Here is a 12802-nt window from a genome sequence, read left to right as displayed (position 1 = left end):
GTGTTATGTTCGGTATGCATTTCATTCTGCGTCCCCCGCTTCTTCAGTTAATGCTGAACCATCCGCCGTAACATCACCCTGTGTGCGGCGGATAAGCTTCTCGCGCGGGAGCAAACGCCCGCGCTTATCATAATAACGACTTGGCCAGATTTCTGATGGGTGCATATCCAGGGCAGCGGCAATAATAAACTCACCTTTTGGCCAGGGTTTCTTCAGTGCATTCGCCAGCGTCCCCGAGCTCAGCCCTACCTCACGCGAAAGTGCCGCCAGTGAATTCTTACGTTTTTTAATCGCAGCAATAATATCTGCACTGTGCATATCCTTTCGTTTCGTCATAGCATCCTCTGCGTGTCGGTGAGTTCCTGTTTCATGCTCAATCTAACACTAAGCATTACTTAGTACAATTTGCATTAGCAACTAAGAGAATCCCGTTAATTGTTTCAATACCGGGATTATTATGCTGGCACATCGTTTAAAAGAGGCTCGCCTGAGAAAAGGGCTATCGCAGCAAAAACTGGGCGTTTTAGCGCAAATTGACGAGGCCACAGCCAGTGCCCGTATGAACCAGTACGAACGGGGTATTCACGTCCCTGATTTTGAACTGGTATGCCGTCTGGCCGTTATCCTGGACGTGCCATCCTGCTATTTTTATACGGTGGAAGATGAACTGGCCAGGCTGGTGCTGGCCTGGTACTCGCAGCATAAATCACACTAAAAGCTAAAACGCATTCCCCGTTACGCCCCTGTCGATTAGACTAAGTTCTACTTAGTACATTTTATTCGAGCGGCTAAGAGAATCCTGTTATCTGTTCAGAAGTCAGGATCGACATGCTGCCACAACGTTTAAAACAAGCGCGAACAAGGATGAAGATATCGCAGCAGAAGCTGGGGATTTTAGCCGGAATTGACGAAGCCACCGCCAGTACCCGAATGAACCAATACGAGCGCGGTATTCATACACCCGATTTTGAACTGGTTTGTCGCCTGGCTGCCATTCTGCGCGTGCCCGCATGCTATTTCTACACGCAGGAAGATGAACTGGCCGACATCATAGAGCACTGGTATGAGCGCCATAACGGCTCAAACTAAAGCACCCGCCTACCACGAAAACCACACCAGATAGCCTCTCACGCGTTTCTTACATCATCCGGTTATAAGTTGTTCTTTTTTATCATATGAGCGAACGGTTGACTCGATCGCGGAATTACGGTTATTTGACAGCCTTCTACCTCTTTGAATTCAGGGAAAATATCGTGTTCAAGCCTGCCATAACTCGCTCAGTTACCACTACGGCACTCCTGCTGGGATTACTACTCACCGGCTGCGATCAGAAAGCCGCTGACAGCCATCATATTAAAGTTGGCGTCATTAACGGTGCGGAGCAGGATGTCGCTGAAGTCGCGAAAACGGTCGCAAAAGAGAAATACGGATTAGATGTTGAACTGGTTGGTTTCAGCGGTTCTCTGCTGCCTAATGAACCCACGGCAGGCGGCGATCTGGATGCCAACGTGTTCCAACACCGACCGTTCCTTGAGCAGGATAATAAAGCCCATGGTTATAAACTGGTTGCGGTTGGCAATACGTTCGTTTTCCCAATGGCTGGTTACTCAAAAAAAATCAAAACAATCAGTGAACTGAAAGATGGCGACACCATCGCCATCCCAAATGATGCCACCAATCTTGGCCGGGCACTGTTGCTGTTACAAAAAGAAAAGCTGATTACGCTCAAGCCAGATACCGGGCTGTTGCCAACCGCCGTGGATATCACCGCTAACCCACTGCATCTGCAAATCATGGAGCTGGAAGGCGCACAGCTGCCCCGCGTGCTGGATGATGCCAAAGTGACGGTGGCAATTATCAGCACCACCTATATTCAACAAACCGGACTGAATCCAGTGCGTGACAGCGTATTTATTGAAGATAAGCAGTCACCTTATGTGAATATCATCGTGACTCGCGAAGAGAACAAAGACGCTGAGAACGTTCGCGATTTTATTAAATCCTATCAGTCGCCGGAAGTGGCGGCCGCTGCGGATAAAATCTTCAATGGCGGTGCCGTGGCAGGCTGGTAATCGCACTCAATCACCGTGCCATAACGATTAACATTGTCAGTTGTTTAGATTACTAAAATCAAATATTTGTGAAAAACCACACAGTATTTGGATAATCTTCAACGACGCCGCACACCGTTGATCGCGATCAAGAAGGATCATACCTGCTCATCGGTATGATCCGACCTGTAAAATAAATTTCCTGACTGGCTACTTTCCTGTTTCGATCTGACCATTTTCAACCACGGAGAACCTCACTGAGACATGGGTAAGCAATCTCATAATGACTTTGCTTAATGACGGGCAACATGGATGAGCTGCCAATGCGATACAACATTAACGCCAGTCTTATTTATGACGCAGCAGACGGAACCATTTCGCTGCCGGGCAGTAATGCTCCGGATACTCAGCTCTCGATTACTGCCAGTGCGCTACTGCTGTTCTTCCTGCAGCATCAGGAGGTTGTTAACCGGGAAGAAGTCCTAAAAAAAGTCTGGGACGATAACGGCTTAACATCATCAAACAGCAATCTGAATCAGTATCTGAGCATGCTGCGCAAAACATTCCGCCACTACGATATAGAAAATATTATTCTGACCATTTCGCGGGGTAATTTGCAGTTTAATCCGGATATTGCAGTCGAGATGCTCGATAGTCTTTCCCCTCAGCCCGTACCAGAACCACATTCTGAGCAGACGACGCCACCGAAGTTGGCGAAAGAACATCATGCCTCTCCAGCGGTCAGAAAAATCAACTGGAATATGGCCAGCGCCGTATTGCTGGTTTTATCACTCTTAATGCTTCCCTTTTCCTTAATTAACCGTCTCAATCCGGTTTTTATCTCCCCCGTTTCTGTTTCAGGCCAGGGCTGTGAATTATCAGGTACAACGGATATGGTCGGATCGGTGGCCAATCACGACTATGAAAAAAATTTTTTAAATGTCTTACATGAACTTAACCTTACCTGCAATCCTGGGCAGCGGTACATTTTTTTCTACAGTGACAAATTACAGACCAAAGGATTAGGTCGCGTTTTCCTCGCTCACTGCGCCATTCATGGCAATATCCCTTTCGGTTACTGTGATAACTACTTTTATTATTCATGGGAGCCAAAATGAAGATGTCTCCCAGATCTTTTTTTGCCGTTTCATTGATGATATTTAGCGCAACAGCGGCATTTACCGGCTGGCGTTTACTACCGCACCAGGATTCAACGCAGATTGACTGTTCGTCGCGAGTCATCATGCGATTTGAAAATATGGATAAGGAAAACGTGAACGGTTCGGTTCACTTCAACTTCGGCCCTGGCGGTAAAGGCTCTATGGTGGTGGAAGGCTATACCGATTCGGATGAAGGCTCCCTCTATCTTCAGCGCTATGTCAAATTTGCCTATAGCGTCAGACACGTCTCAGCGGCGGAAAACCACTATATGATTAATCAGTGGCAGGCGAGCGCCTCTTCGATAGACAGGTCGCCCGATATCATCTTCGACTATTTCATGCGCGAAATGTCAGACAGTCGCGATGGCCTGTTTCTGAATGCACGCCAGCTAAGCAGCAAAACCGTGTTATTCAGCTCAATCAACTCACCTTTATATATCTGCACCCTAAAATCCGGCAGCACTTTCAATTAAATTCAATAACGCCACCGTCCTATCCGCAAGGCTGAAAAACAGCACATTATGTATTTAGCGCTACGCTAAAAAACCCAGTGAAATATGAAGCATGCCACAGTTTTATGAGGGGTTGTCTTTACTCATATTCAAACCATTAGCATCGGGCTAACAAAGTGACACGCCTGCGAATAACCTGGAAATCAGGCATGCTTAATCAACCACAGCCACAGTAAAAATCAGCACAGACAAGTAAATGCAGGACTTACGAATGCTAAATTTCAGATGAAAAAACTAAAAAACTCAACAATCTGAATTTAAATTTTGATTTCCATATTCAAGGATATAGTGAGCTTAAGAGCATTCGTTACGCATTTTAATCACGATGTAGTCGGTGTTCTTATTGCTGTTGTTCAGCACAAGTTCAACCGCGTATCGGCGATAGTGAACTCATCGCCTCAAAGCAACAATTTGATGCGCCTGGTTTTCTTTATTGACCCTGATTAAGGATAACTGATGATGACAATGGATAAGGATTTACTCTCCCGGCAGAACGCGCGGGACCTGGTACGTAATGCTAAGAAAGCACAGGCGGTTCTGGCCACATTTTCACAGCAGCAAATTGATGCCATCGTAAAAAACATTGCCAAAGAAGCAGCTGCCCAGGCCGAACCTCTGGCAAAACTGGCCTGTGAAGAGACCGGCTTTGGCAACTGGCAGGATAAGGTACTTAAAAATACCTTCGCATCAACCTTCCTTTATGAATCAATTAAAGACATGAAAACTGTGGGAATTATCCACGAAGATAACGAAAAAAAAGTGATGGATGTGGGCGTGCCTTTAGGTGTGATATGCGCTCTGGTCCCTTCCACTAACCCCACCTCTACCATCTTCTATAAAAGCATCATCGCGTTGAAATCCGGCAACGCCATCGTTTTCTCCCCGCATCCTGGCGCACGTGAATGCAGCTGGAAAGCTATCGACGTTGTAAGAAAGGCCGCTGAAGCCGCAGGAGCACCGGCGGGTATCGTCAGCGGCATTACCGAACTGACCCTGCAAGCAACGCAGGAACTGATGCACAGTAAAGACGTCTCCCTTATTTTGGCTACGGGCGGTGAAGGCATGGTACGAGCTGCCTATGCATCCGGCACGCCAACGATTAGCGGCGGTCCGGGTAACGGCCCCGCATTTATCGAACGCACAGCAGACGTCCACCAGGCGGTGAAAGACATCATCACCAGTAAAACCTTCGATAACGGGGTTATCTGTGCTTCCGAACAGTCGATTATCGTTGAACGCTGCATCTGGGAAGAGGCTCAACGCGAGCTGAAAACGCAGGGTGCATACTTCATGAATGAAGAGGAGAGCGCGAAAATTTCCGCCCTGCTGATGCGCGCCAACAATACCATCAACCCGGAAACGGTGGGAAAAACCGCATTGACCGTCAGCCAGATGGCCGGCTTTAGCGTTCCAACCAATAATCGCGTACTTGTCTCTGTACAATCCATTGTTTCAAAACAAAATCCTTTCTCGCGCGAAAAACTGTGCCCGGTGCTGGGACTGTACGTCGAAGATGACTGGAAATCGGCCTGCGATCGAGTCGTGGAGTTGTTAAACAACGAAGGGCTCGGCCACACACTGGTGCTCCATACCCGGAATCAGGAAGTTATCCGCCAGTTCAGTCTGGAAAAACCCGTCCACCGCATTTTGATCAATACCCCGGCAGCGCTGGGGGCCATTGGCGCCACTACTAACCTCACGCCGGCTCTGACGCTGGGATGTGGTGCCATTGGCGGCGGCTCTACCTCCGATAACGTCGGGCCGATGAACCTGATCAACATTCGCAAAGTCGGATTTGGCGTTCGATCGATTGAAGACCTGCGCCAGTAGCCGTTTCTCTGGCCATGAGTATGGCTCGGTAACAACGGTGCTCCATCAATAACCACACGCTGGGCCATGGCCACCTCTTCCACAGGTGGCCGTCACCGCGAGCACAGCTCGTACCCGTATTAAGAACGACTGGAATAGATTCAGGAGAGTAATATGGAACATGATACTTTAGCGACTCCCGTACATAACACTGTGCCGAAGAAAAGCTTCAGCGCCACAGATATTCCTGCCACTCAGCCCCAGCACAGCGTGACTGAGGGGCTATCACCGCGGCTGCAATATCTTCGTCAGCACTACCTTGAAGCACGACCAAGCGTTTCAATTTATCGTGCTTTAGCATTTACCGAGGTGGTAAAAAACAACCCCGGCCTGCCTGTTATCCTGCTGCGAGCAAAAGCCTTCCGCCACGCCTGTGAAACGGCACCAATCCTGATTCAGGACCAGGAACTGATCGTGGGCCATCCTTGCGGCAAGCCCCGGGCTGGAGCGTTCTCACCGGATATTGCCTGGCGCTGGGTGCGGGACGAACTGGACACGATGGGCACTCGTCCACAGGATCCTTTCGTCATCAGCGAAGAAGATAAAAAAACTATCCGTGAAGAAATCGTTCCTTTCTGGGAAGGCCGTTCGCTGGATGAGATCTGTGAAGCACAGTATCGCGAAGCCGGCGTATGGGCTTTCAGTGGTGAAACCTTCGTCAGCGATCTCTCGTATCACCAGATTAACGGCGGCGGCGATACCTGCCCTGGCTACGACGTACTGCTGTTTACCAAAGGGATGAACGGAATTAAAGCCGATGCCGAAGCCCATCTGGCGGCACTGAGTATGGAAAACCCGGGAGATATAGACCGGATTTACTTCTACAAAGCGGCAATTGAAACCTGCACCGGCGTGGTTAACTACGCTAAGCGTATAGCAGCACACGCCCGCGAACTGGCGGCGGCGGAGAAAGAGCCGCAGCGTAAAGCCGAACTGCTGAACATTGCACAGGTTAACGAAAACGTACCGGCTAATCCGCCAAAAACGCTGCAGGAAGCGCTGCAAAGTATCTGGACCGTCGAATCGCTGTTTGAAGTTGAAGAAAACCAGACCGGTCTGTCTCTGGGCCGCGTCGATCAATATTGTTACCCGATGTATGAAGCCGATATCCGTGAAGGCCGCCTCACCGAGGAGAGCGCACTGGAAATGATGGAGGCCTTCATCATCAAATGTGCCGAGCTGATGTGGATGTCCAGCGAATCAGGCGCGAAGTACTTTGCTGGCTATCAGCCCTTTATCAACCTCACGGTCGGTGGCCAGAAACGCACGGGTGGCGATGCCTGTAATGATCTGACCTACCTGATTATGGATGCGGTCCGCTTCGTGAAAGTGTACCAGCCATCGCTGGCATGCCGTATTCACAACCAGTCACCGCAGAAATACATGGAGAAAATTGTCGACGTAGTGAAAGCGGGAATGGGCTTCCCGGCCTGTCACTTCGATGACTCGCATATTCGCATGATGCTGCGCAAAGGTTTTGATTTCGACGATGCGCGTGATTACTGCCTGATGGGCTGCGTGGAACCGCAGAAATCGGGTCGTATCTATCAGTGGACCTCCACCGGCTATACCCAGTGGCCAATGGCCATTGAATTTGTGCTGAACCGTGGGCGTATGGTGCTGTTTGACAGTCATCAAGGCCTGGATACCGGCGATCTGCGTGAATTGCGTACCTTCGAACAGTTTGACGCTGCGGTCAAACAGCAGGTTGAGCATATTGTTCGCCTGTCGGCTATCGGAACCGTTATCAGCCAGCGCGTACACCGTGACGTCGCACCAAAACCGCTGATGTCTCTACTGGTCGAGGGCTGTATGGAAAGCGGTAAAGATGTTGCCGCAGGCGGCGCAATGATTAACCACGGCCCTGGCCTGATCTTCTCCGGGCTGGCGACCTACGTTGACTCAATGGCCGCCATTCGCAAGCTGGTTTACGAAGATAAGAAATACACGCTGGAACAGCTGCGTGATGCGCTGCTGGCCAACTTCGAAGGCTACGAGGCAATGCGCCGCGACTGTCTGAACGCGCCGAAATACGGCAATGACGATAACTACGTTGACCAGTATGCCGCCGACATTACCGAATGGACCGAGAAAGAGTGCCGTAAATACGACATGCTCTACTCCACCCTCAGCCACGGCACGTTGTCGATTTCTAACAACACGCCAATTGGTGAGCTAACCAACGCCACACCTAACGGCCGCCTTGCCTGGATGCCGTTGTCAGATGGTATCAGCCCAACCCAGGGCGCTGACAAACAGGGGCCAACGGCAATCATCAAGTCGGTCAGCAAAATGAACGTGGAAACCATGAACATCGGCATGGTGCACAACTTCAAGTTCCTGAAAGGGCTGCTCGACACGCCTGAAGGCCGTACAGGTCTGATCACGCTGCTGCGCACCGCCTCAATTATGGGCAATGGCCAGATGCAGTTCAGCTATGTCGACAACGAAGTATTGAAAAAAGCCCAGCAGGAGCCCGAAAAATATCGCGACTTGATTGTGCGCGTGGCGGGATACAGTGCCTACTTCGTTGAGCTGTGCAAAGAGGTTCAGGATGAAATTATCAGCCGTACGGTAATTGACGGATTCTGAGGGTAATCCACAGGGAAGAACGATGAACAAGGACGTTCACACAGATTCATGAGGTAGAAATGATGACCACTAAGGAACTAACGGGGCGGATTTTCAATATCCAAAAATACTCAATTTATGATGGAGATGGCATTCGCACGCTGATTTTCTTTAAAGGTTGCAATATCAGCTGTCCCTGGTGCTCAAACCCGGAAGGCCTGAACGGCAACTTTCAGGTGATGTACTCCCACGATAAATGCATTGACTGCGGCGCCTGCGTCAGCGTTTGTCCTTCGGGGACCCACTACCGGGCTAATATCAACGGCAGCTTGAAACATTTCATCAACCGGGAAGCGGGCTGTAGCGGCTGCCGAAAATGCGAAGAAATCTGCACTCAGGATGCCATCAGCATCGTCGGCAAAGATTACACCGTCAGCGAACTGATGGAGGTCATTATGCAGGACTACTTTTTCTATACCTCTTCTGGCGGTGGCGTCACTATCGGCGGTGGTGAGATGAGCCTGCAAACGGACTTTGCGGTTGCGCTGTTTAGCGAATGCAAAAAAGTCATGATCAATACGGCAGTAGAAACGCAGGGAACAACGCCGCTGGAAAATTATAAAAAACTGGCAGCCGTTACTGACACGTTTTTATTCGACCTGAAAGAAATGGACAGCGCGAACCATAAGACACTGTTCGGTATGGGCAACGAACGCGTTAAACGAAACCTGGAATGGCTGGTTGATTCAGGAGCCAATGTCGTTGTCCGCATTCCACTGGTGCGGGGTTACAATGACTCGGAAGAATCCGTGCTCACCGCAATTGATTATATCAAAAAACTTTCACGGCGCGGAAATATTCGCCGCATTGATATTCTTCCCTATCACCAGCTAGGCAAAAGTAAATATCAAAAACTTGATATGAACTACCCGGTATTAAACGATCCTTCATATACACCAGAAGAATTAAATTACATGGAGTCACGATTTAAAACCTTTGATTTTGACATCCGTTTAGTTCGCCATTAATTCATTTTTTTAAAATATCACTCAGGAGTTCACCCATGTCTTCGAAAAAGAAATGCTGGCTATGGCTGCTGCTGGTTATCGTCTCCGAAACGTCAGCAACCTCAACATTAAAAATGTTTGATAACAGTGAAGGTCTGACTAAAACCCTGCTGCTGGGGCTTATCGTTGTGCTCTACTGTATCTGCTACTACTCCCTGTCGCGGGCGGTGAAAGATATCCCGGTTGGCCTGGCCTACGCCACCTGGTCAGGTACCGGCATCTTAACCGTTTCAACGCTGGGTATGCTGTTTTACGGCCAGCATCCCGATACCGCAGCGATTATCGGCATGCTGGTTATCGCCAGCGGCATTATTATTATGAATTTATTTTCCCACATGGGCAGTGAAGATGCAGAAGAAACAACACCTCTACCCTCTGAACTCACTGAAAAAAGTTCACCAACACACTAAGGGGAATTATCATGGCTAACGTGGGATTTTTATGGCTGGCATTATCGATCTGTTCCGAAATAACCGGCACTTCAATGATAAAAAAAACCTCCGGATTCAGTAAACTGGCACCTTCTATTTTAGTTATTATTGCCTATGCCGTTTGTTATTTTGCACTGACCAGGGCAATGAGCACAATCCCGGTAGGAGTGGCTTATTCACTCTGGTGTGGCTTTGGTATTGTGGGCGTAACGCTTTGCTCAATGATTTTATACAAACAAAAACCCGACTTACCCGCGATATTTGCCATGCTGCTGATTATTTCTGGTGGTGTCATTATGAATGCCTTCTCAACCATATAAGCCAGAAATAAATTGACTATTCAGTCACCCGGGACGTTAAACACGTTTAATAAACTAACTGCGTAACAGGATTTGTCGTACCTGTTGCGCAGTGAGTAACGTATTTTTCTTAAAATTAGTGCAGTGGCTGCTTCACATACAGGCTGATGGCCGCAGGACGAATGGCCTCAACGCTGATTTCATACTCTTCAACGGTAAGCGTTTCCAGCCGCTCAAAGTTCTCTTCACGCCCGTGTAAAGCGATGACCAGCAGAGAAGGTTCCTGCGATGGCGGCAAAGAAGACCAGTCTCCCAGATCAACGCCTTTCATATAGCCAAAGCACCATTCCTCTACCACCGTGTAATCTTCACCGTTAACGGTGTTAATACCAAACAGCGGCTCGAACTGGTCAGGATAACCGCTCAGGCGATCGACAATATCATTCATATGCTGGGAAAGCAGATCGTGGAAACGACGGAATTCCTCTTCAGATTCCCAGTCAGGCATTTCCGCCTCGCCACCCCAGATAGCCGGCAGCCATTCGGCAGGTGGGACCGCTACCGGAGCAGACACGATGGCCGTCAACATGCCGTCCAGTTCGGAGGCATCGACCAGCGAAGTGTCGGTAGAATATTTCATGAGAATATCATCCAGCCATTCCAGCTGTTCTTCCGTCAGGGGACCCTGTTGCATAGCGTTACCTCTCTCCACATAACATTTTCACCAGCCGCGCCGGTGAGTATGGGGGTATTCTCGTTGCCAGTGCAGAAAAAAGCTATCCTGCTGCCGATTTAAAGCATCAGATAACCTGTAAATTGATTATCGTCACCGGTGCGCTAAAAGCCAGTCCGGCAAGTTAATGTAAAACCCGACGAGACCAACAACTCAAACTTTGCGTGCGAAACAACACCGCCTCTTGTGAGAGTCGTCACGCAGATACCGGGCTGTAAGCCCCTTTTAAATGATAATGATTATCGGCAAGTTCCAACTCTGATAGAATTTGTACGCTTTTACCCACTGCCTTTCATTAAGATTCCGGAGAGAACCATGACTGATGCTGATGTGCATCCGGCTATCCAGCCAGCAACGCAAACGATTGCGGCATACCGTAAAATCACCTGGCGACTTATTCCTTTTTTGTGCCTGTGCTATCTGGCAGCCTATCTGGACCGCATCAATATCGGCCTGGCCAAGCTGCAAATGGCCAACGATCTCCAACTTAGTGAAACCGCGTTTGGTCTGGGAGCGGGATTATTTTTCGTCGGTTACATTCTGTTTGAAGTGCCGAGCAACCTGATCCTGCAGCGCGTTGGGGCCAGCGTATGGATTGCCCGCATCATGATCAGCTGGGGGCTTCTCTCAGCGGCCACATTGATGGTACAGACACCATCCCAGTTCTACGCACTGCGTTTTTTCCTGGGGGTCGCGGAGGCCGGATTCCTGCCGGGCGTGCTGTTTTATCTGACCCGCTGGTATCCATCGTGGCGACGCGGCCGCATCATTGCGCTATTTATGATTGGCCTGCCGCTATCCAGCCTGATTGGCGGACCGCTGTCGGGCTGGATTATGACCCACTTTGACCAGCTTCATGGCCTGAGAGGCTGGCAGTGGATGTTCCTGCTCGAGGGGCTACCCAGCGTGTTACTGGGTGTGATGACATTGTGGGTGCTGCCCAACAGCGTGGCGCAGGCTAACTGGTTGAGTCAGGAGGAGAAGGCATGCGTTCAGCGGGATCTGGAAATCGATGAGCGGGAGGGGCGCGAGAGTAAACATCGGCTGCGCGACGGGCTGTTAAATATCCGCGTACTGATGCTTGGCGGCATCGATTTTTCGATTCTGCTAAGCGCCTACGCCATGGGTTTCTGGTTGCCTACGCTGATTAAACAGGCCGGAGTGACCAGTATCAGTACTATCGGCTATCTGACGGCCGTTCCGAGCCTGGCCGCCCTGGTGGGGATGCTGCTGATTGGCTACAGTTCGGATCGTATGCGTGAGCGCCGCTGGCACATTATTGTGCCATTTATCATTGGTGCGGGCGCGATGGCGGCCAGCACGTTTGCCGGGCACAGCGTGCTGGCAACGGTTCTGCTGTTTTCACTAGCGCAGGCGATGATTATTGGCGCCGTGCCGGTGTTTTTTAGCCTGCCAGCGACCTTTTTAACGGGTACGGCGGCGGCAGCAGGATTTGCGCTGGCCTGTTCGGTGGCCAATATTGCCGGGCTGGTGAGTAATTCAATTATGGGTCTGGCGTTGGATTTGACCGGCAGCAGCAGCGGTGCGATGTGGTTCTTTGCGGTTTGTTTGTTGCTGAGTTCGCTGCTGGTGGTGGCTTTGCCGGCGAGGCTGGTGAATCGTTAGGGTTAGCGTAGCGGCGTTGTCGATGGCTGCGGTGTACAGCTGTCTGGTTGTGCCGCCGGGCGGGCGGTCCTCGCGCCGCTTTGCGGTGCACTCACTTCGTTCGTCAGCCTGACGGATCGGTTTAGACGGTCGTTTGCAAAGTCAGAAGTTTGCGCTGGCTGGTTGTGCCCCCGGTCGGGCGGGTCCTCGCGCTGCTTTGCGGTACCTTCACTTCGCTCGTCAGCCAGACGGACCGGCACAGACGCGCGTCCTGCGCGGCTGTGCCTTTCGGCCGCGTCCATGCGGCCGAATCCTGGCTTCCTCTCTCCGTTCAGCGCTGCGGATTACCCGCCCGGGGGCACAACCAGCCTGCTTTCTGACTTTCATGTTGTCTAAAGAACGAATCCCAGCTTCCTCTCTGCGTTCAACGCTGCGAAATGCTCGCCCGGCGAATAACCAGCCCGTTTCATACAGCAGTGCTGTCTGCCAGTTAAAAATCACTCC

The 12802-nt window shown here is 50.3% G+C and carries 12 protein-coding genes and 1 pseudogene; 11 read left to right on the top strand and 2 right to left on the bottom strand.

The features are described from left to right. Positions 1-21: 21 nt before the first annotated feature. On the bottom strand, positions 22-336 hold the full coding sequence (locus tag IBT46_RS01910; RefSeq protein WP_200543493.1) for a helix-turn-helix transcriptional regulator: 315 nt from the start codon (positions 334-336) through the stop codon (positions 22-24). 121 nt (positions 337-457) lie between these two features. Here IBT46_RS01910 and IBT46_RS01905 point away from each other — a divergent pair, with 121 nt between their 5' ends. The 10 genes and pseudogenes from IBT46_RS01905 to IBT46_RS01860 all read left to right on the top strand — a co-directional run bounded on the left by IBT46_RS01905 (position 458) and on the right by IBT46_RS01860 (position 9981). Next, entirely contained in the window at positions 458-715 is a 258-nt protein-coding gene (locus IBT46_RS01905) for a helix-turn-helix domain-containing protein (protein WP_105592551.1), read from the top strand. 113 nt (positions 716-828) lie between these two features. Continuing rightward, on the top strand, positions 829-1089 hold the full coding sequence (locus tag IBT46_RS01900; protein WP_200543491.1) for a helix-turn-helix domain-containing protein: 261 nt from the start codon (positions 829-831) through the stop codon (positions 1087-1089). Positions 1090-1253: 164 nt separating this feature from the next. Continuing rightward, positions 1254-2072, top strand: a complete 819-nt coding sequence (nlpA, locus tag IBT46_RS01895; protein WP_370569371.1) for a lipoprotein NlpA — start codon at positions 1254-1256, stop codon at positions 2070-2072. A 302-nt stretch (positions 2073-2374) separates the two neighbouring features. Then, positions 2375-3169: a winged helix-turn-helix domain-containing protein gene (locus IBT46_RS01890; RefSeq protein ID WP_200543605.1), complete on the top strand. Its 795-nt coding sequence runs from the start codon at positions 2375-2377 to the stop codon at positions 3167-3169. Beyond that, entirely contained in the window at positions 3166-3684 is a 519-nt protein-coding gene (locus IBT46_RS01885; RefSeq protein ID WP_200543489.1) for a FidL-like protein, read from the top strand. The genes IBT46_RS01890 and IBT46_RS01885 overlap by 4 nt, the downstream gene beginning before the upstream one ends. A gap of 495 nt (positions 3685-4179) precedes the next feature. Further along, positions 4180-5547 (top strand): annotated as a pseudogene (locus IBT46_RS01880) (acetaldehyde dehydrogenase (acetylating)); the annotation flags it as partial. Positions 5548-5706: 159 nt separating this feature from the next. After that, the gene (gene cutC, locus IBT46_RS01875; protein ID WP_370569370.1) at positions 5707-8184 is read left to right on the top strand and encodes a choline trimethylamine-lyase; all 2478 of its coding nucleotides are present in this window, start codon (positions 5707-5709) and stop codon (positions 8182-8184) included. Positions 8185-8243: 59 nt separating this feature from the next. Then, positions 8244-9191, top strand: coding sequence for a choline TMA-lyase-activating enzyme (gene cutD, locus IBT46_RS01870; RefSeq protein WP_200543488.1), 948 nt, complete (start codon positions 8244-8246; stop codon positions 9189-9191). Positions 9192-9226: 35 nt separating this feature from the next. Continuing rightward, a complete protein-coding gene (locus IBT46_RS01865; RefSeq protein WP_200543487.1) occupies positions 9227-9640 on the top strand; it encodes a multidrug efflux SMR transporter in 414 nt (137 codons plus the stop codon). Positions 9641-9651: 11 nt separating this feature from the next. Continuing rightward, positions 9652-9981, top strand: a complete 330-nt coding sequence (locus tag IBT46_RS01860) for a multidrug efflux SMR transporter (protein ID WP_200543486.1) — start codon at positions 9652-9654, stop codon at positions 9979-9981. 115 nt (positions 9982-10096) lie between these two features. On the opposite strand, the gene IBT46_RS01855 is transcribed toward IBT46_RS01860, so the two are convergent. Continuing rightward, the gene (locus IBT46_RS01855; protein WP_105592558.1) at positions 10097-10654 is read right to left on the bottom strand and encodes a UPF0149 family protein; all 558 of its coding nucleotides are present in this window, start codon (positions 10652-10654) and stop codon (positions 10097-10099) included. A gap of 354 nt (positions 10655-11008) precedes the next feature. Here IBT46_RS01855 and IBT46_RS01850 point away from each other — a divergent pair, with 354 nt between their 5' ends. Further along, positions 11009-12319, top strand: a complete 1311-nt coding sequence (locus tag IBT46_RS01850) for an MFS transporter (protein ID WP_200543485.1) — start codon at positions 11009-11011, stop codon at positions 12317-12319. Positions 12320-12802: the final 483 nt, after the last annotated feature.

Origin of the sequence: Erwinia sp. S38 (genome assembly GCF_016624545.1) — a bacterium.
Taxonomy (GTDB): domain Bacteria; phylum Pseudomonadota; class Gammaproteobacteria; order Enterobacterales; family Enterobacteriaceae; genus Erwinia; species Erwinia coffeiphila.
The sequence above is the reverse complement of the archived record's forward strand: the minus strand, read 5'-3'. Positions and strand labels throughout refer to the sequence as shown.

What these genes read in the sequence shown, in the direction of transcription:
- IBT46_RS01900 (WP_200543491.1), top strand. Translation starts at nt 829, where the DNA reads ATGCTGCCACAACGTTTAAAACAAGCGCGAACAAGGATGAAGATATCG.
- IBT46_RS01860 (WP_200543486.1), top strand. Translation starts at nt 9,652, where the DNA reads ATGGCTAACGTGGGATTTTTATGGCTGGCATTATCGATCTGTTCCGAA.
- cutD (WP_200543488.1), top strand. Translation starts at nt 8,244, where the DNA reads ATGATGACCACTAAGGAACTAACGGGGCGGATTTTCAATATCCAAAAA.
- IBT46_RS01905 (WP_105592551.1), top strand. Translation starts at nt 458, where the DNA reads ATGCTGGCACATCGTTTAAAAGAGGCTCGCCTGAGAAAAGGGCTATCG.
- cutC (WP_370569370.1), top strand. Translation starts at nt 5,707, where the DNA reads ATGGAACATGATACTTTAGCGACTCCCGTACATAACACTGTGCCGAAG.
- IBT46_RS01865 (WP_200543487.1), top strand. Translation starts at nt 9,227, where the DNA reads ATGTCTTCGAAAAAGAAATGCTGGCTATGGCTGCTGCTGGTTATCGTC.
- IBT46_RS01885 (WP_200543489.1), top strand. Translation starts at nt 3,166, where the DNA reads ATGAAGATGTCTCCCAGATCTTTTTTTGCCGTTTCATTGATGATATTT.
- IBT46_RS01890 (WP_200543605.1), top strand. Translation starts at nt 2,375, where the DNA reads ATGCGATACAACATTAACGCCAGTCTTATTTATGACGCAGCAGACGGA.
- IBT46_RS01910 (WP_200543493.1), bottom strand. Translation starts at nt 336, where the DNA reads ATGACGAAACGAAAGGATATGCACAGTGCAGATATTATTGCTGCGATT.
- IBT46_RS01850 (WP_200543485.1), top strand. Translation starts at nt 11,009, where the DNA reads ATGACTGATGCTGATGTGCATCCGGCTATCCAGCCAGCAACGCAAACG.
- IBT46_RS01855 (WP_105592558.1), bottom strand. Translation starts at nt 10,654, where the DNA reads ATGCAACAGGGTCCCCTGACGGAAGAACAGCTGGAATGGCTGGATGAT.